The 24,684-nt window shown below is 39.8% G+C and carries 17 protein-coding genes; 14 read left to right on the top strand and 3 right to left on the bottom strand.

Going from position 1 to position 24,684, the window contains the following annotated elements:
* The first annotated feature begins 411 nt into the window (after positions 1–411).
* The gene (locus tag C7D97_RS05685) at positions 412–4,686 is read left to right on the top strand and encodes a 2-hydroxyacyl-CoA dehydratase (RefSeq protein ID WP_105301129.1); all 4,275 of its coding nucleotides are present in this window, start codon (positions 412–414) and stop codon (positions 4,684–4,686) included.
* 784 nt (positions 4,687–5,470) lie between these two features.
* Here the strand turns inward: C7D97_RS05685 and C7D97_RS05680 are convergent.
* From C7D97_RS05680 to C7D97_RS05670, 3 genes are read right to left on the bottom strand one after another with little or no spacing between them, the layout of a single operon-like run.
* Positions 5,471–7,210: a phosphoenolpyruvate carboxykinase gene (locus C7D97_RS05680; protein WP_105301128.1), complete on the bottom strand. Its 1,740-nt coding sequence runs from the start codon at positions 7,208–7,210 to the stop codon at positions 5,471–5,473.
* A 52-nt stretch (positions 7,211–7,262) separates the two neighbouring features.
* Positions 7,263–7,583 (bottom strand): branched-chain amino acid transporter permease, encoded by a 321-nt coding sequence (locus tag C7D97_RS05675; protein ID WP_105301127.1) that lies wholly within the window; start codon positions 7,581–7,583, stop codon positions 7,263–7,265.
* Positions 7,576–8,259 carry an AzlC family ABC transporter permease gene (locus C7D97_RS05670; protein ID WP_105301126.1) on the bottom strand — a complete coding sequence of 228 codons (684 nt, stop codon included), beginning with the start codon at positions 8,257–8,259 and terminating at the stop codon, positions 7,576–7,578. Before C7D97_RS05670 ends, C7D97_RS05675 begins: the two co-directional genes overlap by 8 nt.
* Positions 8,260–8,378: 119 nt before the next feature.
* Here C7D97_RS05670 and C7D97_RS05665 point away from each other — a divergent pair, with 119 nt between their 5' ends.
* The 13 genes from C7D97_RS05665 (at position 8,379) to recO (ending at position 24,684) form a co-directional block, all read left to right on the top strand.
* Entirely contained in the window at positions 8,379–9,752 is a 1,374-nt protein-coding gene (locus C7D97_RS05665; protein WP_105301125.1) for an NAD(P)/FAD-dependent oxidoreductase, read from the top strand.
* Positions 9,753–10,577: an alpha/beta hydrolase family protein gene (locus C7D97_RS05660; protein WP_105301124.1), complete on the top strand. Its 825-nt coding sequence runs from the start codon at positions 9,753–9,755 to the stop codon at positions 10,575–10,577.
* Between the two features lie 1,261 nt (positions 10,578–11,838).
* Positions 11,839–13,215, top strand: a complete 1,377-nt coding sequence (locus C7D97_RS05655) for a hypothetical protein (RefSeq protein WP_105301123.1) — start codon at positions 11,839–11,841, stop codon at positions 13,213–13,215.
* A 1,126-nt stretch (positions 13,216–14,341) separates the two neighbouring features.
* On the top strand, positions 14,342–16,306 hold the full coding sequence (locus C7D97_RS05650) for a hypothetical protein (protein WP_105301122.1): 1,965 nt from the start codon (positions 14,342–14,344) through the stop codon (positions 16,304–16,306).
* Between the two features lie 20 nt (positions 16,307–16,326).
* Positions 16,327–16,887, top strand: a complete 561-nt coding sequence (locus C7D97_RS05645) for an RNA-binding protein (protein WP_105301121.1) — start codon at positions 16,327–16,329, stop codon at positions 16,885–16,887.
* Between the two features lie 957 nt (positions 16,888–17,844).
* A complete protein-coding gene (locus C7D97_RS05635; protein WP_105301119.1) occupies positions 17,845–18,465 on the top strand; it encodes an NfeD family protein in 621 nt (206 codons plus the stop codon).
* Complete coding sequence (gene floA, locus C7D97_RS05630; RefSeq protein ID WP_105301118.1) at positions 18,465–19,409, top strand: flotillin-like protein FloA; 945 nt, start codon at positions 18,465–18,467, stop codon at positions 19,407–19,409. Before C7D97_RS05635 ends, floA begins: the two co-directional genes overlap by 1 nt.
* Positions 19,402–19,785 carry a hypothetical protein gene (locus C7D97_RS05625; protein ID WP_105301117.1) on the top strand — a complete coding sequence of 128 codons (384 nt, stop codon included), beginning with the start codon at positions 19,402–19,404 and terminating at the stop codon, positions 19,783–19,785. Before floA ends, C7D97_RS05625 begins: the two co-directional genes overlap by 8 nt.
* 569 nt (positions 19,786–20,354) lie before the next feature.
* Entirely contained in the window at positions 20,355–21,311 is a 957-nt protein-coding gene (locus C7D97_RS05620) for a PhoH family protein (RefSeq protein WP_105301116.1), read from the top strand.
* 8 nt (positions 21,312–21,319) lie between these two features.
* On the top strand, positions 21,320–22,660 hold the full coding sequence (gene ybeY, locus C7D97_RS05615) for an rRNA maturation RNase YbeY (RefSeq protein ID WP_105301115.1): 1,341 nt from the start codon (positions 21,320–21,322) through the stop codon (positions 22,658–22,660).
* The gene (cdd, locus tag C7D97_RS05610; protein ID WP_105301114.1) at positions 22,657–23,052 is read left to right on the top strand and encodes a cytidine deaminase; all 396 of its coding nucleotides are present in this window, start codon (positions 22,657–22,659) and stop codon (positions 23,050–23,052) included. Before ybeY ends, cdd begins: the two co-directional genes overlap by 4 nt.
* Entirely contained in the window at positions 23,049–23,930 is an 882-nt protein-coding gene (gene era, locus C7D97_RS05605) for a GTPase Era (RefSeq protein WP_105301113.1), read from the top strand. The genes cdd and era overlap by 4 nt, the downstream gene beginning before the upstream one ends.
* On the top strand, positions 23,917–24,684 hold the full coding sequence (recO, locus tag C7D97_RS05600; RefSeq protein WP_105301112.1) for a DNA repair protein RecO: 768 nt from the start codon (positions 23,917–23,919) through the stop codon (positions 24,682–24,684). Before era ends, recO begins: the two co-directional genes overlap by 14 nt.

Below are 24,684 nucleotides of genomic sequence, written 5' to 3'. Positions count from 1 at the left end.
GGCGTAAGCCAATCAACTGGTTTCGCACTCCGCTAAGGAGCAGAGGGGGTGGTCTCTTAAGGCCGACGGGCCCATTGAAAAAGGGGTCAAGGGGAAAGGTGGAGGGGGCATTTGCCCAAGCGGCACTTAGAGCGCTGCCGCCCCCTTAGCTGTCTCCCTGAGGTTCGAAGGGTCCAACCCTGCATAAGGAAATATTCAAATATCCAGATATCTAAATACTAAATATTTTTAGTAAAAGATATTTAAGAAAAAAATATCTCCCCCAATTATTATAGTTTTTTAATTTCTAGTAGTATAATAGGATATAGGGGATTGAGCAGATTGTTTAATTCCTTATTGTGTTATTTACAGTAAAATTAGTTAATATATGATATATAAGTATATCTTATTTTATAAATAGAAAGGGATCTTATGAGATTACACATGGGACTTGATGTAGGTTCTACTACAGTCAAGCTTGTAGTTACCGATACAAATTTTAATATTTTACACTCTGTATATGTTAGACATAAGTCAGATGTGAAGGAGACTGTAAGGACGGTTCTTTTAGAGGCCTTTGACCAATTCAAGGATGATGAAGCAACTGTCAATGTTACAGGCTCTGGTGGAATGTTTTTGGAAGATTATTTGGGTATTGATTTCGTCCAAGAAGTTATAGCAGAAACAAGGGCTATCAGAGAATATATTCCAGATACTGATGTCCTAATCGAGCTAGGTGGAGAGGATTCTAAGATTACATATCTTAAGGGATCTGTCGAGCAAAGGATGAATTCGATCTGTGCTGGAGGAACGGGAGCTTTTATAGATCAGATGGCCTCCCTCCTAGATACTGATGCGACTGGCCTTAATGAGCTTTCGAAATCCTACAAGAAGGTTTATCCGATTGCTTCTAGGTGCGGAGTTTTTGCTAAAACCGATATCCAAGCCTTGATGAATGAGGGAGCTAGTAGGGAAGATATAGCTATTTCAGTATTTCAATCAGTAGTTAACCAAACTATTTCAAACCTGGCTTGCGGTAGACCAATAGAGGGAAACATCACCTTCCTCGGAGGTCCTCTCCACTTCCTCTCATCTTTGAGGGATAGGTTTGTAGAAACTCTTGGAGAAGATGAAAATACCTTCACCATCCCAGACAATGCGGAAATCTACGTAGCTCTTGGAGCCGCACTCTTATCAGCCGATTCTAAGGAATTTATTCCTTATAGGACTTTAACTGAAAGGCTCGATGGGGATGTTCCAGAAAATCTTGAAATGACAAAAAGACTCGAGCCTTTGTTTGAGTCGGAAGAAGAATACAAAGAATTTAAGAAAAGACACGCCACAGGCCAGGTTGCCTACAAGGATATTCACGACTACGAGGGTCCAATATATGTAGGAATCGATGCGGGCTCTACTACTAGCAAGATGGTTTGGCTAAGCGAAGATAAGAAAATCCTCTTAGAAGATTATAGGATGAATTTGGGTAAGCCACTTGAAGTTGTAATTTCTATGCTCAAGGAAGGATATATCAAGAAGAACCCTAAGGCCTACATCGCTTCAAGCGGGATTTGTGGTTATGGGGAAGATTTCATCAAGAAGGCCCTTCGTGTAGATAATGGAGAAGTTGAGACCATCGCCCACTACAAGGCAGCTCAATTCTTTAACCCTAAGGTCGACTTTATCCTAGATATTGGTGGCCAAGATATGAAGGCAATGCATATCAAAGACGGAATTATCGATAGTATCCAGCTTAACGAAGCTTGCTCATCAGGTTGTGGATCCTTCCTTTCAACCTTTGCCGCATCTGTCGGCATGAGTGTAGAGGATTTCCAACAGAGAGCTATCCTATCCAAGGAGCCTGCAGATCTTGGTTCAAGATGTACTGTATTTATGAACTCCAAGGTCAAACAAGCCCAAAAGGAAGGCTCAGAAGTCGAGGATATTGCGGCAGGACTTTGCTATTCTGTAATCAAAAACGCCATCCAAAAGGTAATCAAGGTCAGAGATCCTAGAAGCCTTGGCGAAAATCTCGTTGTTCAAGGAGGAACCTTCTACGGAGATGCAATCCTAAGAGCCTTCGAGAAAATCACAGGCAGAGAGACTACAAGACCTGAGATTGCCGGTCTAATGGGAGCTATGGGTATGGCCCTAATCTCAATGGATAAGTCCACAGGTCATTCGAGCCTTGCTGATATCGATGAGCTTGAGTCCTTCTCCTATGAGCAAAAGAATGCAAGATGCGGGAAATGCTCTAACAATTGTTCTCTAATTATTAATATCTTCCCAGATGGGTCAAGATATATAACTGGAAACAGGTGCGAAAGGGGAGCAGGAGTTAAGGAAAGCCACAGCTTCGCTGACTACAATATGTACAAGTTTAAGTATGACTTGTTATTTAATAGGAAGACCTTGAAGGATAAAAATACATTCGGAAAAATTGGAATTCCAAGAGTCCTAAACATCTACGAAGACTATCCTTTCTGGCATACTTTCTTTACTAGCCTAGGCTTTGATATAGTTTTATCTGATAGGTCTTCGAGGGAAATTTACGAGAAGGGCATATCTTCTATTTCCTCAGAGACAGCCTGCTACCCAGCCAAGCTAGTCCACGGACACATAGAAAATCTCCTCGAAAAGGACGTAGATACGATCTTCTATCCAGCGATTTTCTATGAATACAAGCAATACAAAAACGCCAAAAATCAGATGAACTGTCCGGTAGTAAGCGGCTATCCAGACCTTATTAGAAATAATGTCGATGATTTAAAAAATATTAGATACATGGCCCCTTACCTATCATTTGAGTCTGAGAAAATTATAGCTGATAGACTTATCGAAGAATTCAAAGACTATAGCTATGAAGGCAAAACCTTAGGCAAGAAAGAAATCAGAAATGCGGTAAGCCTTGCCTGGCAAGAGATGCAAAACTACCACGATGCAATCAAGAAACGCGGCAAGGAAATTCTAGATTTTGTAAATGAGAAAAATCTAAATGCCCTAGTCCTTGCAGGAAGGCCATATCATATAGATCCAGAAGTAAACCACGGCATTGCTGAGCTAATAGAATCAATGAAGATTCCGGTACTTTCAGAAGATGCCATAGCCTACAATTCACCAGACCTTTCCTATGATCTTAGAGTTCTTGATCAATGGTCCTACCACGCAAGACTCTACAGAGCTGCTCAATACGTAGGCCAAACCGACAATCTCGAGCTAATCCAACTTAACTCCTTCGGATGTGGTCTAGATGCAGTAACAAGCGATCAAGTAGCTGATATCCTAAAGGCCAACGGCAAGATCTACACCTTAATCAAGATAGATGAGGTAAGTAACCTCGGTGCGGTTAAGATAAGAATCAGATCTCTCCTAGAAGCCCTAAACCAAAAGAGAATCGAAGGTAACGAGCTTAAAGGAGACATGGATAAGCTCGATTACGAAAGTCCAGAATTTACCAAGAAGATGGTAAAAGAAGGCTACACCATCCTTGCCCCACAAATGGCAAGAGAGCACTTCGCTATAATGGAACCAGTCTTCCATGAATATGACCTAAACATAGAATTCCTTGATGATATCAATAGCGATGTAATAGATACGGGACTTAAATACGTAAACAACGACTCCTGCTATCCATCAATCACAGTAGTAGGCCAGCTCTTAGAAGCTGTAAAATCAGGCCGCTACGATACTGATAAGATCGCCCTTCTCATGACCCAAACAGGAGGAGCCTGCAGGGCAAGTAACTATGTAGGCTACATCAGAAAGGGCCTAAAGGATGCAGGCCTAAATGATATTCCAGTAATTGCCCTCTCAGCCCAAGGAATAGAAACTAACGCAGGCTTTGACCTAAAGAAAGCCTCATCTATACCACTTCTCAAAAAACTAATGAGATCAGTCCTTTTGGGGGATTTAATCAACAGAGCATCCAACGCCACAAGACCTTATGAGGTAAATAAGGGCGAGACCAATAACCTAAAAGAGGCTTGGATCATCAAATGTAAGCAAATTGCTCCAAAGATGACCGGCAAGGACTACAAGAAGTTGGTAGGGGAAATAGTAGAGGACTTTGACAATATCGAAAGAAACGACCTAGTATTGCCAAAGGCAGGAATCGTAGGAGAAATCCTAGTCAAATTCCTCCCAGAAGCTAACAACCACCTCCAAGATATCCTAGAAAGAGAAGGGGCAGAGGTAATCCTTCCAGACCTAACAGACTTTCTAATGTATTGTATGAAAAATACCGAAATCAAGGCAGACCTTTACGGCAAGGATAAGAAAAGCGCTTGGCTAGGTAAAATGGGTATAAGCCTTGTAGAAAAATACAGAAAAGTCGTAAGAGAGGCCCTAAGAGAGAGCAAACACTTCGAAGAGCCTTGCTATATAGACCAAATAGCTGACTATGCCAAGGACGTAACAAGCCTGGGTAACCAAGCAGGAGAAGGCTGGCTTCTAGCAGGTGAGATGGTAGAGCTAATCAAACAAGGCGCCCCAAATATAGTAGTCATCCAACCATTCGGCTGCCTACCAAACCACATCACAGGTAAGGGCGTTATGAAAAAAATCAGATCAGTATATGATGAAGCAAATATAGTAGCCATAGACTACGACCCAGGCGCAAGCGAAGTCAACCAAGTCAACAGAGTAAAACTAATGATGAGCTCCGCTAGGGAGAAACTAAATGAAAAAGAAGAAGCAAAGACTACAATCTAGGAAAAGTCTAGGCTTGATTTAATATAAAGAATTATTAATAAAGAGAAGGACTCTTGCAAAACTAATAAAGCCCACAAGGGATACTATTAGAAAGCAAGAGCCCTTTTTGCTTTTACCCTTACCCTAGCTATTCCAGACCCTTATCCCGACTTTCCTCCCACCCTTATCCCGACCGCAGTGGAGGGATCTCACTAGAGATGTCTCGACTCCGCTACGCTCCGCTCGACATAAGGGGATAGTGGGATTCTGACTTTTTCTATCCCTTATCTCGATCTTTTTCCAGACCTTATCCCAACTTATCTTCATCCCTTATCCCGACCGCAGTGGAGGGATCTCTTGGAGATGTCTCGACTACGCTTCGCTCCGCTCGACATAAGGGGAAGTAGGAATCTCGACTTTTTCAACCCTTATCCCGATCGACCCACACCCCTAATCCCTAATGGTTCTGGCCACAGCGAACATAGTGAGCTGATGGCAGACCTTAATCGAGGCTTGGCGAGGTGAAGGTCTTTGTACCTGAGCCCGCAAGCTACCGTCGACCGCAGTGGAGGGATCTATTAGAGATGTCTCGACTTCACTTCGTTCCGCTCGACATAAGGGAGTAGATGAAAATCGACTTCACTTCCTTTGTCTTGATATAAGGATGGGGAAAGAGTGATGATACTTATTTTCTGTTTTGTGGGCATGCGACTATACCATGGGTACAACCCCCTATATTTATTTTATTTACAAGCACAAAAAAACTCCCCCAACCATATTTTTTACTGGCTAGGGGAGCTTATTTCTATAGAGATTTTATTATTTCAAAAAGTTCTCTGGCGGATTTTTTTGGGCCTTCGCTTTCCATATTGTCTATGGCAAGTTGGGTTCTTATTGTTCCTACTTTTATTTTGTTTTCGTAAAGCTTATCGAAGTATTCTTTAATGAGTTCATCGCACATTTCTTGTTTTTGGTAAGGGCCGAATGGGTTTGCGAAGTAGGATTTGACTAGTCCTTCTTCTGTTGTTGTTCCCTTGGCCATTCTTGCACCTTCTTTGAAGACTTTGATTGCTTCTTCTTTATTTTCGAATAGGCTGATTGATTTTTCTCCTTCTTCTAGCTTGTCATAGTTGTTGGCGTAGAGGAAGAAGTCTACGTGATAGCCTTCCATGATTTGTTTATGGTCTGCTACTGGCATGATTAGCCTTGCGTTTACCTTGTCTGGATTCATAAAGATGGACCTATCTATTTGCTTAAAGGCATAGCCTGAATCTAGGTCGTCGAGCCTTACGAAGGCACCGATTTCTGTTCCGTAGGCGTAAACATCCTTGCCATTTAGTCTGAAAGACCCCATATCGTCAAATATTACCGTCATGTCACGGATATATTCTTTGGCAAGGGACCTAAAGGCTTCGATTGATTCGCTCTTGCCTGCTCCGGAATCTCCAAGGATTACTATATTTGCACTCTTGCTGTTTTGTAAGACTACATTAACTCCTGCTCCGTGGATTGGGAGGAAGCCTCTTTTCATGGATATGATGTTGTTTAGGGTTAGGCACATTTTCTTAAGATAGCCGAAGTAGTCCTTCTTGTCACAGAAGTTACAGTAGCCTATGAATAGGTCGTTTTCCTTATCTTCATAGAAGATATCAAGATCCCTAACGTCTTTTACCCCAAAGACATATATTCCATCAGGCTTGGTATTAACGGCTTCTTCTTCATCACATAACTCGAATAAGTTTGAGGCAGATATACCGTGGGTGATGTAGTCTTGGTGGAAGTAGACATATATTAGGTTATCGGCAATCTTTGCTGGATAGCAGAGGTATTCTTCTGTGTCTATTTCGATATTTTTGATTGGATTGTCGAAGACTTCTTTGAAGAAACCATCACGCTTGTTGGATTTGGTGTAGGTTATGTAAGGAGTCTCGATCATTACTTTTGTTATAAATGGTATCTTGTTGAGCCATTTTAGGTAGTCTGGGTAGTCAATTTTGGACTTTCTTACTATAAGAGAGGAGTTGGCGCCTGCTGGTACTTGTCTAAAGACCTTTGGGTTCTCTCCCGTGATTGATACTTCAACTTTCCTGTAGATTTCTAGGATCATGTCCTTAAATCTGATGTTTGAACCTAAGAAGTTTTCTACTTCGAGCCCTTCCTTGTCGGCGTTTTTTTCTATGATGGAGTATCTTTCGATTTTTCTCCAGTAATCGTACATATCTTCGACAATTCTTATTAGAGCATCACGCTCCTTGTTGAGATCGTGGTACTTGTTGATTTTCTCACTAATCTCATCTATGTTCATTACTGTAAGTATCTTTGTTATATCCCTAAGCTCATTTGAAAGCTGGTCTATATCACTTGCCCTAAAGAATTTCTCTAGATAAGTATAGATTCTTGTGTGATTGTCCTTGTGGAATTTGACAAAGGATCTTAGGACTTCGTAGAAACCATCACTTCTTAGAAGGTCGTTAGTATTGTTGAAGAAGGCCTTGGAGAAGTTTAGGATGGCTTTGTTGTTTGATATTGATATTTCTTTGTTCATATTAGCTCCTAACTATTCTTTTCTATTTATTACTTACTACTTTACCGTAAAACTAGACGAATACTATTTGAATTAAAAACATGTAGAGAATGGTTCCTACAGATATAGACAAGAAGAGCTTCTTGAACCTAAAATGTAAGAAAATCACGACAGCTGATGCAATAATTTCAGCAAGTCCATATGGGTAATGGGTGATATCGATGTTTCTTAAGCCAAAGACCACAAGCAAGGGCATTAGGGCAAAGGGGAGGTACCTACCGTAGTACTTTACTAGATCAGGTAGTTTCCTTTTGCTAAAAAAGACAAAGGGAACAGACCTTATCATAAAGGTTGTAATGGCAGAGGCTGCTATTATCATAATCATTCTATTCATTATAGTCTTCCACCTTTCCTCTTACTGCAAACAGACTCATTACTATTAATAATAGGGCAGGTATCATAAACTTATCCTTGCCGAATATTAATAGAGCTATAATTGACATGGCTAGCCCTATCATCAAGGGCCTGTGGTTTCTGGTAGCATTGAACTGTTCTACCAAAAGCACTAGGAAAAGCGCTGTTAGGACAAAGTCTAAGCCCGCCGTGTTAAAGCTAATCATATTTCCCAAAAGGGCTCCCACATAGGAAGCTAGAGCCCAGACTAGGTAGTTGATGATGCCTATCGCTAGATAAAAGTCCCCGCGATTTACTCCCTCAGGTGGCTTTATTGAAGTATCCAGGGCGAAGGACTCATCTGATAGGGTCAGGATAAATAGTAACTTGGATTTCGAATTCTTAAATTCTTTTAGTAAGGACAAACCATAAAACATCATCCTGATATTTACTGAAAGAGTAAGGATGATGATAGCAAGTACGGTAATGTCGGTTTTGAGCAAGGGTAACAATACAAATTGCATACTTCCAGCATACACCGTAAGTGATATAATAGGAGCGAGGATTGCAGAAAATCCTGCTTGACTAACCATGATTCCAAAGGTAAGACCAAGGAAGACATAGCCTACTATAACAGGGATAGTGTATGGGAATGCTTTCTTAAATGCTTCTCTCATAATATCTCCTTATAAAATTATATACATTCTATCACAAGATTGTTAAAAAATAAATAATAGTTTCATTAAAGACATAGAACTTGTATAATATATTAGGCTAATTATGTAAAGGAGAGTATATGAAAAAGTACGATATCGTAGTAGTAGGCGCAGGAGCAAGCGGTGCCTTCCTTGCTTATGAGCTAACCAAACTAAAAACAAATAAGAAAGTTTTGATAATAGATGGCGGTAGGAAAGTAGCCAACAGGACTTGTCCTATAACAGAAGGCAAAGTTGATCACTGTATAGGATGTAAGCCATGTAACATCATGTACGGATTCGGAGGAGCAGGAACCCTCTCAGATGGGAAATACAACATCACCACAAGCTTTGGAGGAGACCTCCACCAGTACATAGGCGAGAAAAAAGCCATGGAACTTATGGAATACGTAGACTCAGTCCTTATGGACTTTGATGGGGGAAGTGACCTAGAGCTTTACTCTACAGACAAAAACGACCTAAAGACCAAATGTCTACGTCACGACCTTCACCTTCTATCAGCCAAGGTTCGCCACTTTGGAACTGATAGAAATAAGATAATCCTCCAAAGAATATTCGACTATGTCAAAGACACCATAGACTTTGAGTTTAACACAATGGTAGATAAGGTAGAATACGAAGATAACAAATACATCATCCACACAGGAGACGAAGTCTACCAAGCAGAGGACCTAGTCCTTGCAGCAGGAAGATCAGGCTCTAAGTGGATTGCTGATGTCTGCGATAAGTTTGACGTAGGACTTAAGAGAAACAGAGTCGACATAGGTGTCAGGGTAGAAGTTCCTGCAGAAGTCTTCAAACACATCACAGATGATGTCTACGAAGCCAAAATCATGTATCAAACCAAACAATACAACGATATAGTAAGGACCTTCTGCATGAACCCATACGGCCATGTAGTAACAGAAAACACCAACGGAGTTCTTACAGTAAACGGTCACTCATTCACAGACCCTAAACTTCAATCAGAAAACACCAACTTTGCCCTCCTAGTAACCAATAGATTCACCGAACCATTCGAAGATTCCAACGAATACGGCGAATCTATTGCCAAGCTTTCAAACATGCTTGGAGGAGGAGTCCTCATGCAAAGATTTGGTGACCTAGTCAAGGGCCGCCGTTCATCAGAAAGAAGAATGGCTAAATCCTTCACCAAGCCAACCCTAAATGCGACAGCAGGCGACCTATCCCTAGTTATGCCAAAAAGACAACTCGATGATATAATCGAGATGATCTACCAACTAGACAAAATCGCCCCAGGAATGGCCAATGATGACACCCTCCTATACGGAATAGAAGTCAAATTCTACAATTCTGTAGTAGACGTGGACGAAAGATTTGAAACAAACAAGAAAAGACTCTACTGCCTAGGAGATGGCTCAGGAGTAACCCATTCCCTATCTCAAGCCTCAGCTTCAGGAGTAGAAATGGCAAGAATACTAAACGAGCTATAAATGAAATACATCTATTCACAAATCAAAAAAGAAGATGGAATCATCCTAAGAGGAGTGATCAACACTCCTGATGATTTCACAGAAGATAAGAAATATCCAACAGTAATAATTTATCACGGATTCGGAGGAGACAGGAATGGATCGAGCTTCTTTAGGGTACAAAACGCAAGATACCTCACAGATAGGGGCTATATTGTAGCAAGATTTGACTTTTCGGGAACATGCGAGTCCGACGGAGACTTCTACGATATGACCGTATCGAGAGAAGAAAAAGAAGCAGAACTCATCCACGAATTCGTCAAAATTAAAGCCTATGTAGACAATGAAAGACTCTACTGGGTGGGCCACTCCCTAGGTGGAGTCATAGCCACACTAAAAGCCTTCAAGCTTAAGCCAAAAGCCATGTGCCTCCTTGCACCAGCAAGCGATATGAATAACCCTGACTACATCAAAGTCATGGCCAAAACCATGTTCGAAGGCGAGATGAGAAATAAAAAATCAGAAATAGACGGCCACAAAACCTACGCCGAAATCATAAGAAGTGTAGAAGACGTAGATATAGGAGGAGTCAAACTTCACAAGAACTTCCTCATAGACTTTCTAAAGAAAAATATCTACGGGGCTGCCGAAAAATACAAGGGCAAGGTCCTAATCCTAAGGGGAGATGCAGACGACTTAGTCTTTAACGATGCCAACGTAAAACTCCAAAAGGCCTACCCAAAGGCAGACTACGAGCAAATTGAAGGAGCCGACCACTCCTTCAAAAACGAAGACCACAGAATGATAGTCTTTGAGAAAATGTATAAGTTTTTTGAGGAAAATTAAGGGAGCGAAGCTGCTATTACCGTATCCTTATATAGATCGAAGCGAGTTTACCACTTCGTTTTATATCTTATATCGAGTGTAGCCGAGACTCCCACCACTCCCTTATGTCGAGCGGAGCGAAGCGGAGTCGAGACATCTCTACCATAAAGGATAGAGAAAGTTGAATTCCGCACTCTTCCACCTCTAATGGAATTGTCACAGTGAGCGCAGCGAACTGATGAAATTCCTTAATCGAGGCTTTGCGAGGTGAAGCGAAGCTGAGTCCGCAAACTACCGTCGACAGAGCTTCCACGGGGAAGCGACGAGAGGTCTACAGTCTAAGATGACATGTAAATATCAAAGAAAAACTTATCTAGACAAATATCCCAACACCTGAGACTTCTCCACAAGGTCGAAGTAAGGGAAAACTGTGCTTAATATAATAGCAAGAAAGACAGTCCCCTTATATCTAATGGTTCTGGCCACAGCGAACAGAGTGAGCTAATGGCAGACCTTAATCGAGGCTTTGCGAGGTGAAGCGTGGCTGAGCCCGCAAACTACCGTCGAGCGGAGCGAAACGTAAAACTCCCTCCCTTATGTCGAGCGGAGCGAATGCGGAGTCGAGACATCTACGGTGGTTATAAATATCTTAAGTCAAAAGAAAAATATAAATCAAAAAGAGATCTCTCCACTACGGTCGAGATTAACACCCCTTATATCGAGCGGAGCGAAGCGGAGTCGAGATATCTCTGAGAGATCCCTCCACTTCGGTCGGGATAAGGGGTAGAATAGAGTCGGGATAAGGAAAGGTAAAGTCGAGACTCCACACTACCCTTGTATCGAGCGTAGCGAAGCGGAGTCGAGATATCTCTGTATTTCTAAATATCTTAAGTCAAATAAAAATATAAATCAAAAAGAGATTCTTCCGCTTCGGTCGAAATAAGGGTGAATTTGAACTTATTTACATTCTCGCCAGGGCTAAAACCCTGGTTTTTATTTGCCCACAGCTTACAAAATCCAATCCCTTTTATTATTTTTCATTATTTTAAAGAAAAAATCTTCAAAAGGGCTTTAATTCTGTCCGAAAAGTGTTATAATGTAATAAACAATTATATATTTGATACTAATTTGTAACTAATATCTATAAATTGTGGAGGAAATTTAAAAATTTTGCACTTTTTGTAGAAAATGTGTTGCAAATATTTAGAAAGTGGTGTATCATTATAATTGTAAAGTGAGTACTATATTAATAGTTTTTTAAAAACAAAGGAGAATTACAATTATGAAAACAAATAAATTAGCAGCAGGTGCTCTTGCACTAGCTCTAGGACTTGGTGCAGTTACACCAGCATTTGCTGAATCAACAAAAACAGGTAACGAGAAAAAAGGTGAAGTTATAATCACTCAAGAATACAGAGATGCTGAAACAAAATTCGTTAAGGCATTCAAAGCTGTACAAGATGCAAAAGCTAAAGAAGCTGAAGCTAAAAAAGTAAGAGATGCTAAAGAAGCAGCTCACGAAGAAGCTAAAGCAGCAGTTGATAAACACGATGAAGAAGAAGAAGACATCCAAAGAAGATTTGCTTCTATTGATGAAGAAGGAAACAGAATTTTCGAACAACTTAAAGGTAATGGTGGTTCTTCATCAGCTACAGGTTGGATGGATGTAACTAGAGATAATTTTACACTAGGTGCCGGAAACGAAGCTAGCCAAAATGCTCAACAAGCTAGTCTCGAAGATTTACTTGCAAAACAAGCTAAATACAAAGAAGTTGAAAAAGAACTAGAAGGAAGAGAAGAAACAAGACGTAAACTTCAAATCGCAGTTGATAGAGCAGCAGAAGAACTTGATGTTGCTGAATCTAACTACCAAAACGCTGTTATAGAAACAGCAGCTGCTGAAGGAGATTACGGAGTAGCTAAGGCTGAATTCCTAGCAGCAGGTGCTGAAAGAGCAAAAATCGGTAGAGCTGAAAAATACGGAGATCTAAAATACATCACAGTTGACCCAGCTGATAAAGACTCTGAATCTGATAAAGACTCTGAATCTAAAGAAGATGTTCTTGCAAAAGCTGAAAAAGCTTACGAAGATGCAAGAGTTACTGTAAAAGCAGTAGAACTTATCAAAGTTACAGCTCCAAAACTTTATGAAAAGAACAAAGTAGCTATTGACGCTTACCTAGAAAAAGCTAACGCAGCTATCAACAAACTTGGTAAAGCTCTTGGCAAAAAAGTAGCTGTATCTGATCTTCTTTTCTCAACAGCTTACGCTGCTGAAGATGCTAGCCTAGAAGAAATCAAAGATTTAACTAAAGAAGTTGAAGAAGTAGATAAAGAAGGTAAAGATCTTCTTAAAGATTTAAACAAACAAGAAGAAGAAGCTGACAAAGAAGAAGATAACAAAGACAAACCAGCTGATAAAGACGACAACAAAGATAAGCCAGCTGATAAAGAAGAAGATAACAAAGACAAACCAGCTGACAAAGAAGACGAAAAAGACGCTGACAAAAAAGACGAAAAAGAAGACAAAAACGAAAAAGCACCAGCAGCTAAAAAAGCATCTTCTAACGCTAAAACAGGTGTTGCAGGAGTAACAGGTGTTGCTGGAATCTTAGCAGCAGCTTCAGTTGCTTACGCAGCAAGCAAAAAAAGAGACTAATAATACTTTAGTCACTGAAGAGTGCACTCTATAGACAAAGTATTAATTTAGTAACCGCGGTACTCACGATTTAAGACCCTTTCCCCAAAGGGTCTTTTATTTTGGCACAAAAAGGTGGGTAGGGAGATTTTTTTCTAAAATATCTGAGACTAAAAATCTTTGGAATCAAGATATTTATATATTAGAATATGTCCTTAAGCAGGGTTGAACCCTTCGAACCCAAGGGGACAGGCTAAGGGGGCGGCAGAGGCCCCCTCTACCCTTTCCCCTTGACCCCTTTGTCATTCACCCCCTCTGCTCCTTAAGCGGAGTGCGGAAAAGGTCGATTTGCTACGCAAATCTTTGTTGGTAGGGGGATCCCTTCGCTTGACTATTTCTTGTATTTAACAATGTATAATCTCCGTCTCTCTAAAAATCGATAACTCGCTAACGCTCAAACAAATCGATTTTCTTAACGAGAGACTTGATTAGACATTTCTACTCGTCCACAGGGGAAGGGAAGGGGTAAGCTTTGCTTTCGAAAAGCGTATCATATTTTATTTTAAAAATTACATATTTATATAATTCTGATCTAGCGTAGCTAGGAAGAATTTTTCTTATTTATTTAGATAAAGATACAATATATTCTTTAGTATATCTTACAAATAACATTTACCGGGCAGCATGTATAATCAGAGTGAGCGTTAAGAAAATTTATTTGTTTGAGCGAAGCGAGTTATAAATTTTTAGCGAATGATGATTAGGAATCCCCAGCCTTAAGATAAACTAAAACGAAGGGTTCTGCCTACTAAAAAAGATTGGCGTAAGCCAATCATCTAGTTTCGCACTCCGCTAAGGAGCAGAGGGGGTGAGGGGAAAAGGGGTTCTAGGGGAAAGACTGGAGGGGGCCTCTGCCGCCCCCTTAGGCTGTCCCCTAGAGAACGAAGATATTAACTTAATTATAATATTAACTAGATTATTCAGATAACTATATTAAAAACATCTTTAGTAAAAGATATTTCAAAATATCTACCTCTTTCCCTCTGGGGATAATAAGGGAGTCCCTTATAAACTACAAGTCCTTTTGACATCTATCTTAGAAAGCTATATAATTTATATATAATGTAGAAAATTAATAGGAGATATAATGAATAAGAGAAAACTAGGGGCAGCTGTACTTTTACTGGCCCTTGGCTTAGGTCCTGTGCAGACTAGCCATAATTATAATTTAAAATTAAATAACCTTGCTTATGCTGAGGAAGCAGCATCTGAAGTTGGAGGAACAGAAGGTACTCAAGCACCTGATGCAAGTCCTAAAGCTGATGAATCTGAAGGTGCAAATAAAGATGCAGAGAAAAAAGAAGGTCAAACTACTAAAGATGGACAATCATCAGATGATAGTCTTGAAACAGGGGATATTATTCAGAATGAACCTGTTACTTCTGGTGATGGAAAATCTGACGATAAGGATAAAGATGACGAAAAAGAAGATAAAAATCTTGAAGAAAGAAAGAATGAGCTTCTTGCTAAAATCGATGCTTATGAATCAGAACTTGGTAAGAGTAATGCTATAAAACTTGCTACTGACGCAGAGATAGTAGAACATGGAAAAGCTCTAGAAGCTTTTAAAAAGGCAATAAAAGAAGCTGATGGAAAAGAGCTTAAATCACTAGAAGATGATAGCGAAAAAGAAGAAGTAGAAAGTAACTATTATAAGGCAGTTTCTAAGCTTGGATATAGAGTCTATAGTGCAAGAGATGCGAGAACTGAGCTTAAAAAACAAATTGATAAGGCTAGTAAACTTTTAGAGATCAAAAAAGATTCTGGATTAAAAGAAGTACTAGCTAATTCACTTGTGGTTTATGATGATATTGAATCTCAAGCTAAGAGTATTTCAGAAAAAACAGAAGAGCTTAAGAAGGTTATAGAGGAAGTTTCTAAAAGGGAAAACATAGAAGAAGAAAAAATTGCCCTAAGCAAGGAAGAAGAAAAGGCAATCGATGATATGAAGGGCTTCCCAAGTAATAAATTCAATGAATTATCTGACAAGGATGTTTTCGACTACAAGCTTGAAGCTCTAGTAAAAATTGATTTTGATAGAGCGACTGATTTCACAGAAGAAAATCTTAAAAAAGTTGAAGCAAGAAATATTGAGTCTGAAAAAAATTCAGTAAAAAAATATCTTGATGCAAAAGATGCTCTATTGGCACTTATCGAAAGTGATGTGACTGATTCTAATAAAGTATCTAAAGCTTTAGAAAACTACGATGCTGCAGTAGCTGAAGCTAAGAGTCTGGTCAATGAGGAAGAAGAAAAGGGCTCAGATCTTGATTCTGAATATGAAAAGCTATTAAAAGAATACGAAGAAGTAAAAAGTTCTGATATCTATAAAAATGCTTCTGATGAGAAGAAAAAAGCTTATGACAAAGCTCTAGAAGATTTTAAAAACAAAAAGTATACTACACTTGAAGAGCTAGAAGCTGCCAAGACTAAGATGGAAAAAGCAAAGAATGCCCTCAGTGTAAAAGTTTCTACAGAAGAGGAAAAGGAAATCGAATCTGTAATAGAAAAACACGGTGACTTCATTAAAAGTAACGAATATCTAAGAGCAACAGCAGAACTACAAAAGGCATACGGCGATGCTTATGACGCCCTCAAGGAAGATAAGACTAAGGAAAACCTTGATAAAGTAAAAAAAGCAAAGACTGATATTACAGATTACTATTCTAAGTTTAACGCTGAGATTGAATCCTTAGAAAAATATATTGATCAAGCTAAAACAGACAGCTTGACTGAAAAATCTTTGAAGGAATTAAAGAAAGAATACAAGGAAAAATTAGAAGAATTTAAGTCAGATAATTCCAAGACCATTGATGATATTAATGAATTGAAAGAAGAATTTGACGCTAAATTAAATCCAAAAGAACCAGAAAAGGATAGTCCTAAGGCCAAAGAAGATGCTAAGAAAAAAACAACAAAGAAGGTTGTAACATCAAGCAAGAAATCTAAGGGTAAGGTTAGGACAGGTGTAGATGCAATCCTTCCAGTGGTTGGAGGAGTTGCTGTAGTTGCAGCGATCGCTCTAATATTTACAAGAAAAAAGAATAAATAAGGATAAAAAGGAGAGATATTATGAAAATTAAAAACAAAGTAGTTCTAGCAGGACTTTTACTATCTTTATCACTAGCATCATGCAACAACATGAGCGAAAACAAAAATACTGCTGATGATAGCAAAAACGAAACAGAAGTAACAGAAAGCGCTGACTCAAAAGAAACAGAAGAAAAAGCAGACGACAAAGAAGCTGAAGAAAAAGATAAAGACAAAGACAAAGACAACAAAGATGCCGACAAGTCAGATAAGGCTGATAAATCAGATTCTAAAGAAGAAAAGACTGACGATAAAGAAGCTTCTGATAAAGAAGAAACTGCTGATGACGAAAAAGCAGAGGATAAAGAAGCCAAGGAAGATAAGGAAGACTCAGAAGGTGCTCAAACAAAAGAAGAAGCAATAGCTGAACTTGAACAATCAATCTTTGATTCAAGAGTAACAATGAGAGCCCTAGAAATCCTTCAAACAGAAGCTCCAGAAGCAATCGAAGGAAGGGAAGACGAAATCCAAGCCCTAATCGACCACTCAAACGAAGTTATAGAAAGTGCAAGAGAAATTCTAGATCAAGTTCAAAATAACTAATGATACAGGAAAGCCTCCCTTTTACAAAAGGGGGCTTTTTTAGAGATTTTTTTAAAAATATCCTAAAACTAAAAATATTTTTAGATATAGTTTATCTGAACAATCTAGTTATTTTAATAATTAAGTTAATGACTTCGTTCTCTAGGGGACAGCCTAAGGGGGCGGCAGAGGCCCCCTCCAGTCTTTCCCCTAGAACCCCTTTTCCCCTCACCCCCTCTGCTCCTTAGCGGAGTGCGAAACCAGTTGATTGGCTAACGCCAATCTTTTTTAGTAGGCGGAACCCTTCGTTTTAATTTGTTTAGTAGCTAGGAATTTCTAATCATCATTCGCTAAAAATTTATAACTCGCTTCGCTCAAACAGATAAATTTTCTTAACGCTCACTCTGATTATACATGCTTCTCGCTTATGAAGAATTAAAGCAGAAAGCTTTGCTTTCGCAAAGCGTATCATGTTTTTTATTTGTACTAAAAAAGGCTTGCCTATGCAAGCCTACATTTTTCTTCAATAAGGCTTTCTATATGAAAGCCTACCCCAATACTTAAGAGGAATTCGCGGAGCGAACTTCTTCCCTTTATTGGCCCCTGCCGAGGCCGCCCGCGGGGTTGAGTGGAAAAGAGGGCCTGGGAGAAAACCGGATGGGGCATGCGGAAAGCCCCAAGAGGTTGTCTCCCAGAGGTTCGAAGGGACACCTTCATAAGAAATGAATTTTAATTACCCAGATATATTATTCTTAAAAATTTTAATATAAATTATTTTAAATAATTTACGGATTCCTTAGCCTGTCCCCTTGGGTTCGAAGGGTTCAACCCTGCTTAGAGAAATACTCTAATATCCAGATATTCCAATATCAAAACATTTTTAGTGATAGATATTTTAAAAAATATCTTCCTCCCCCTTTTTCTTGATTTTTCCTTCAATTTATATGATAATTATACTAAGAGCAGAAAGGAAAATGTATGATGTTTGAACTTGTTATTGGCTTAAGTTTTGTGCTGGCTGTTGTAAGCTTGATTTCGGTTTTGTTTACTGAGAAGAAGGCTTTTTTTGCTATTAGTGCTTTGGCCTTTTTGGGGGTCTTTTATTTTACTAATTCAAGACATCCGATTGCTGAAGTCTGGCCTTTGATTTCTTTTGTGGCAGGGATTACTCTCTTGGCTCTTGAGATTTTTATTCCTAGTTTTGGCCTTATTGGAATTTGCGGGCTTGTCCTAGTTGGATTATCCCTATACAATTCTTTTATGATGGATGGCAGAGAAGTGATCCTTCTTGTGGCTGCGACTCTTGCTATTGTTATAAGTGTGACCGTCTATGTGACACTTGGTTTTAGGGCCAACATTTTCGATAAGGGAATACTAAAAAGTGTAAATAGCAAGGAAAGAGGCTACAATTCGAAAGCTGATTATTCTCATCTAGTTGGTAAGACTGGAACTAGTAGGTCGATTCTAAGACCTACTGGAAGAATTGAAATCGATGGTAATTATTACGATGCTACTAGCCAGGGGGAATTTATAAAATCCCTCTGTAAGATTGAAGTTGTTAGTGTAAAAGATGGCCACATTGTGGTAAAGGAGATATGATGAATTTTGTAATTTTAGGCATAATTGTCGTTTTATTGGTGTTGTTTTTCACCATGGTTCCGGTTGGACTTTGGATAACTGCTAGATTTTCTGGAGTAAATATTTCAATGCCAGCCCTTGTCGCTATGCGTTTTAGGAGACTTTCTCCATCAAAGATTGTAAATGCAATGATTAAGTCCCACCAAGCAGGGATCCAAATTTCTACCAATGATTTGGAAAGTCACTATCTGGCAGGAGGAAACATCAACCAAGTTGTTGATGCGCTAATTGCAGCAGAAAGAGCAAACATCGATCTTTCTTTTGAGCAAGCCGCAGCTATTGACCTTGCAGGACGTAATGTATTCGAAGCTGTTCAAGTTTCTGTTACACCAAAGGTAATCAACACACCAGTAATCGCCGCTGTTGCCAAAAACGGAATCGAGGTTAAGGTTATAGCCAAGGTTACTGTTAGGGCTAATATCGAAAGACTAGTAGGTGGTGCAGGTGAAGAGACTATCATAGCCAGGGTTGGAGAAGGTATTGTAACTACAGTAGGTTCATCTAATTCTCACGCCCAAGTTCTAGAGAATCCTGACAATATTTCCCAAACAGTCCTTATGAAAGGGCTTGATAGCGGAACCGCCTTCGAGATTTTATCAATTGATATAGCAGATGTTGATGTCGGAAGAAACGTCGGCGCTCAACTTCAAAGAGACCAAGCAGAGGCAGATAAGAATATCGCCCAAGCCAAGGCTGAAGAAAGACGTGCCCAAGCTATCGCCCTTGAGCAAGAAAACAGGGCCAAGGTAGTTGAAGCAGAAAGTAAGATTCCAACAGCTATAGCCAAGGCCTTCGAAGAGGGCAATCTCGGCGTGATGGATTATTACAATATCAAAAATGTAAATGCCGACACCAAGATGCGCGAGTCCATTTCTGGAGAAGATGGGGCTGATCTAGATGTCTAGAATCTTTCCAAAGAAAAAAGATACTGGTAAAAGTCCTAAACCATCCTTTGATGAGTGGATCAAAAAGACTAACGAGCTCCTAAACGAATATATGGATGAGCCTGTAGGCGAGATGTTTGGATCTGATAAGAAAAAGATAAAGAAAAAAGTTTCGAATAATACTAAGCAAAAGCAAGGAAAGCTCCCCAAAGAAGACTTCAGAATAAAAAAGGAAGAGGGAGACCCAGCAGCTGAAAGAAGAATAGAAGAAAGTAGGGCAAAGAGAAAAAAAGAAAAGCTCTACGAAGAAGATAAAGTTAAAAATAAAAGAAGGACTCTTAGAAAGGCCTTGATCTACTCAGAAATTCTGGGTAAGCCTGTCTCTAAGAGAAAGTAGGATGCAAGCTCTAGGGCTTGCTTTCTTACTACTGCCTTGAGGATAATTATTCTTCTTTAATAGGCTACTTGATTTATGAAAATTAAACAGAGATCTCTCGACTCCGCTTCGCTCCGCTCGAGATAAGGGGTTGTAGCTACAATAGGCGTTTTTGCGGATAAAGAGGATAAGCCCGTCCTGCTCATGGAGGATAGCAGGGCTTGACCTTCATCTCGAAAATCCTCGATTGTGAACTCTTCGAGTTCTTGGGACTTATTTTTCAAATAAGTCCCACTATTCGATTTTCTTCAAAAATCGAAGCCCGACAGTCCGGCACCTGCCATCAATTCACTTAGTCCATTGTGGCCAGGACCATTAGAGATAAGGGAGTACTTCCGCTCATTGTAACTTTCAATTGGAAACTAGGGTCCTTCCTCAGACAGAGCCTTTATTTAATAAACTTTTATTTTATATAGAAGTTTTTTTAAATTTCAGAAATTTCAACATATTTGTAACAATAAATAGTATAATATTCTTAATGGAGGATTGATATCATAGAATTATTAGCAATAGAAAACCCTGACCAAGTTATTAGCTTGTTTGGGAGTTTTGACAAAAACAGAAAATATATAGAAGAAAGATTTGATACTAAGATTAAGGTTAAGGATAATGACCTGGAGATTAAGGGAGAAGAGCTTAATACTAAGCTTACCAAAGATCTCTTAGAACAACTCCTTACTCTTATAAGTAAGGGCGAGTCTCTTGACTTTCAAAAGATCAAGTATCATGCAGACATGCTCGAAAGAGAAAACAAAGACGTGATTAAGGGGCTTTTGGGTGATGTGATAGTCACAAGGGCTGATGGCAAGCCAATCAAGCCAAAGACTTTGGGACAAAGGTCTTATATTGAAAAGATCAGAAACAATGATGTCGTCTTTGGTATAGGACCAGCAGGAACAGGAAAGACCTACCTTGCAGTAGCTATGGCAGTTAGAGCCTTCAAGGCTGGAGAAGTGGATAGGATAATACTCACTCGTCCGGCTGTCGAAGCAGGAGAAAGCCTTGGTTTTCTTCCAGGAGACCTACAAGATAAGGTAGACCCATATCTAAGACCACTCTACGATGGACTCTTTGATATTTTAGGCTTTGACACTTATCAAAATCTCGTAGAAAAGGGCCTTATAGAAGTCGCTCCCCTTGCCTACATGAGAGGTAGGACACTCGATAGGTCCTTTGTGATCTTGGATGAGGCCCAAAATACGACCTACGAGCAGATGAAGATGTTTCTTACAAGACTTGGCTTTGGTTCCAAGGCCATAATCACAGGAGATAAGACCCAAGTCGACCTTCCTCGCGGCAAGAAAAGCGGGATAAGGGCGGCAGAGCATATTCTTAGGAATGTAGAAGGAATTGCCTTTATGGAATTTTCTTCTATAGACGTAGTAAGACATCCTCTTGTCCAAAGGATAATCGATGCCTACGATAAGGAAGATGCGAGAAGGATGGCTGAGAAAAAAGAAAAGGAAGCTAATAGCAAGAAAGAATAGGAAGGCTTATGCATCTTTTAATTGAAAACAATACAGAAGAAAAAATAGAAATGGATGCTGACCTAGAAAGAACTGTCAAGGAAGTCCTAAAGACTGAAGGATTGGGCGAAGACTACGAAGTTTCCATCACCTTTGTCGACAGGGAGGAAATTCATAGGCTAAATAGGGAATTTAGGGATGTGGATAGGCCAACAGATGTCCTATCCTTCCCCCTAGATGATACGATAGACTTACCAGACGCTGATAAGATGCTGGGAGATATAGTAATATGTCTGGATGTTGCCAAAGACCAGGCTATGGAGTTTGGCCATTCTCTAAGGCGCGAAATCATGTATCTGACCTGCCACTCCACCCTCCATCTTTTAGGCTACGATCATATGGAAGAAGACGAGAAAAGAGAGATGCGTCGTCGTGAGAAGGAAGTCATGAGAAATCTTAGAGTCTTCAAGAACGACGATCACGAGAACTTTGACCATATGGACAAAAACGACTACGAGAAGGAAAAGGAAGAAGCAAATAAGGAAGATGAAAAGTTTCTAGAATTTAGAGACGAGCTTAAGGAAGAAATCAAGGAAGAGCTAAGACTTGAGCAAAGATACGCCAACGTGGAATACGGGAAGATCTATACCAAGGAGAACCTTAGCCACGGGCAGAAGTTTCTCAAAGGCTTCGACTATGCCTACGAGGGCCTAGTCTTTGCTATTAATCACGAAAAAAACATGAAATTTCATCTTTTAGCTTGCGCCATAGTCTTTGTGGCAAGCTTGTTTTTCAATATTTCTAGGATTGAGATGATGTTTCTAATCTTTGCCATATCATCAGTCATAGCCCTAGAGCTTGTAAATACAGCCCTTGAGAACGCTGTCGATATAGCAGCTGACGGCAGGTGGCTATCTCTTGCCAAGTCCGCCAAAGACGTATCTGCAGCGGCTACCTTCGTAGCAGCCCTCAATGCGCTTTTTGTGGGCTATATGATATTTTTCGATAAGTTCCTTAACTTCTACGATTCAGTAATCTTGAGGATTGCGAGAAGACCGAGCCATTTGGCGGTAATTTCGATTTCTCTAATCATAATCATAACCATATTCCTTAAGGGAATTTTCTACGAGGGTCACGGAACTGCCTTTAGGGGAGGCTTTGTGAGCGGACACACTTCCGTATCATTTGGCCTTGCGACCATAGGAATCCTCCTCGTGGACAATCCCATGGTAATGATCCTTATGGTCTTACTCGCCCTTATAGTTGCAGAATCCAGATACGAGGCAGATATTCATTCGACAAAGGAGATAATTAGGGGAGCCATACTTGGTATAAGCGTGGCCTTTGCAATATTTGGGATATTTTCATGAAAGATTTAGATAAATTAATAAAACTTGCCCTAGACAATAAGGAAAAATCTTACTCTCCTTATTCACACTTTAGGGTTTCGGCAGTTGTCCTAACTAAGGAAGGAGAAGTTTTTGAGGGAGTAAACATCGAAAACGCCTCCTACTCACCGACACTCTGTGCGGAAAGATCTGCCCTTGCTGGGGCAATCTCCAAGGGTTTTAGAGAATTTGATACAATAGTTATCACGGGAGATTCGACAGATACATATCCTTGCGGAGTCTGCAGGCAATTTATGGCGGAGTTTTTTGATGAGGATACGCAGATCGTAATAGCAAACTCCCTAGACGATTATAAGACCTACACTTTGGAAGACCTTCTTCCACACAGTTTCGGCAAAAAGGATTTACAATGATAAAATCAGGATTCGTCTCTGTTGTAGGAAGGGCCAATGTTGGCAAATCAACCCTAATGGAGAAGATTATAGGCGAGAAGATCTCTATAATCTCAAACAAGCCCCAAACTACCAGAGATAAGATACAAATTATATATAACGATGATGAAAGTCAAATTATCTTTCTTGATACACCAGGAATCCAAACTCCTAGAAACAAGCTTCAAGAAAGACTTTTGACCTTCTCAGAAGAAAGCCTCAAGGAATCTGACATCATCACCATGGTTGTGGATGATTCGGAGGAAATTGGAAGGATTGACGGGGAAATCCTAGAAATGCTGGAAAAAATTAAGCTACCCAAGATTCTTCTAATAAACAAGACCGATCTTACAGATAGGGAGAGACTAGCCCATATCAGAGAGAATTTTAGATCTTACGATTTCGATAGGATTATAGAAATATCAGCCCTAGAGGGGAAAAATATTGATGTTTTCTTAGACACTATTAAGGAAATGCTTGACTTTGGTCCAGCCTACTACGATAGGGACATGATTACAGATAAGAGCGAGAGATTTATCGTAGGAGAGATCATAAGGGAGAAGGCTCTTAGAAACCTATCAAACGAAGTCCCTCACGGCGTGGCTGTTAGGATTGACGACTTTAAGGAAAGATCTAACAATAAGCTAATAGATATAAGGGCTACAATTGTGGTGGAGAAAAATAGCCACAAGGAGATTGTTATCGGCAAAAATGGCCAGATGATAAAGAGGATCGGAATGGATGCGAGAAAGGAAATAGAGAAATTTCTATCGAGTAAGGTCAACCTACAATTGTGGGTTAAGGTAGAAAAGGACCGGAGAAAGAAAGAGAAGTTGGTGGACCGCTTTGGCTACAAGTGAGCTTAATGATGTGACAGGCTTTATCTTAAGAGAGTTTAACTATCAGGAGACTAGCAAAATCATAGAAGTATTTACTGACAAGCTCGGAAGAATTTCTATCATGGCCAAGGGAGTTTACAGAAAAAACTCCGGCCTTCTTTCTTTGACAGGAAGATTTATGAAGGTAAACTTATCCTTGTACAAGATGAAGGGAGACTTCTACGGCATAAGAGACGGCTACCTAGTAGAATCCTACAAGAAAAGTGCCAAGAACTTCGACATCATCCTCTACAAGTCAGCCATGTGTGATTTGCTCCTAAAGACTATCGATACAAGCCAGAAGGATACAGTCTTTAAGCTCCTTGATACAAGCTTTAGGGCCTTGGAGGAGGCTCGATCTGGCTATCTTAATATATTTTTGGGATTTTTGATCAAATATATATCATTTTCAGGTCTTAAGCCTAACTTTTCTACTTGCGGCATTTGCGGTAGAATTATAGATAAGGCGACAGGCTACTTTTCTATCAGAGAAGCCTCCCTCATATGCGAAGAGCACAAGAAGGAGGCGGGCGATGTGATTTACCTTACCAGAGATGACCTCTTGTATTTTATGAAGTTATTATATACAAAATCAGACGAGCTTAGTGAGCTCAGCCCTAGCCCTGATTATGAGAAAGTAGCGAGATTAATAATAGATTATTGCTTAATTAGCCTTGATATCAAGAAGTTTTCTTCTATGGATTGGGTCTATAAGAGATTAAGCGAAAGGAATTAG

Source organism: Anaerococcus marasmi (assembly GCF_900290195.1).
Taxonomy (GTDB): Bacteria; Bacillota; Clostridia; order Tissierellales; family Peptoniphilaceae; genus Anaerococcus; species Anaerococcus marasmi.
Note: the sequence above shows the minus strand (reverse complement) of the source record. Positions and strands in the feature narration are given on the sequence as shown.

Excerpts from the sequence above, each read along its gene's own strand:
- C7D97_RS05685 (WP_105301129.1), top strand. The coding sequence starts at position 412 with ATGAGATTACACATGGGACTTGATGTAGGTTCTACTACAGTCAAGCTT.
- C7D97_RS05680 (WP_105301128.1), bottom strand. The coding sequence starts at position 7,210 with ATGAACAAAGAAATATCAATATCAAACAACAAAGCCATCCTAAACTTC.
- C7D97_RS05675 (WP_105301127.1), bottom strand. The coding sequence starts at position 7,583 with ATGAATAGAATGATTATGATAATAGCAGCCTCTGCCATTACAACCTTT.
- C7D97_RS05670 (WP_105301126.1), bottom strand. The coding sequence starts at position 8,259 with ATGAGAGAAGCATTTAAGAAAGCATTCCCATACACTATCCCTGTTATA.
- C7D97_RS05665 (WP_105301125.1), top strand. The coding sequence starts at position 8,379 with ATGAAAAAGTACGATATCGTAGTAGTAGGCGCAGGAGCAAGCGGTGCC.
- C7D97_RS05660 (WP_105301124.1), top strand. The coding sequence starts at position 9,753 with ATGAAATACATCTATTCACAAATCAAAAAAGAAGATGGAATCATCCTA.
- C7D97_RS05655 (WP_105301123.1), top strand. The coding sequence starts at position 11,839 with ATGAAAACAAATAAATTAGCAGCAGGTGCTCTTGCACTAGCTCTAGGA.
- C7D97_RS05650 (WP_105301122.1), top strand. The coding sequence starts at position 14,342 with ATGAATAAGAGAAAACTAGGGGCAGCTGTACTTTTACTGGCCCTTGGC.
- C7D97_RS05645 (WP_105301121.1), top strand. The coding sequence starts at position 16,327 with ATGAAAATTAAAAACAAAGTAGTTCTAGCAGGACTTTTACTATCTTTA.
- C7D97_RS05635 (WP_105301119.1), top strand. The coding sequence starts at position 17,845 with ATGATGTTTGAACTTGTTATTGGCTTAAGTTTTGTGCTGGCTGTTGTA.
- floA (WP_105301118.1), top strand. The coding sequence starts at position 18,465 with ATGAATTTTGTAATTTTAGGCATAATTGTCGTTTTATTGGTGTTGTTT.
- C7D97_RS05625 (WP_105301117.1), top strand. The coding sequence starts at position 19,402 with ATGTCTAGAATCTTTCCAAAGAAAAAAGATACTGGTAAAAGTCCTAAA.
- ybeY (WP_105301115.1), top strand. The coding sequence starts at position 21,320 with ATGCATCTTTTAATTGAAAACAATACAGAAGAAAAAATAGAAATGGAT.
- cdd (WP_105301114.1), top strand. The coding sequence starts at position 22,657 with ATGAAAGATTTAGATAAATTAATAAAACTTGCCCTAGACAATAAGGAA.
- era (WP_105301113.1), top strand. The coding sequence starts at position 23,049 with ATGATAAAATCAGGATTCGTCTCTGTTGTAGGAAGGGCCAATGTTGGC.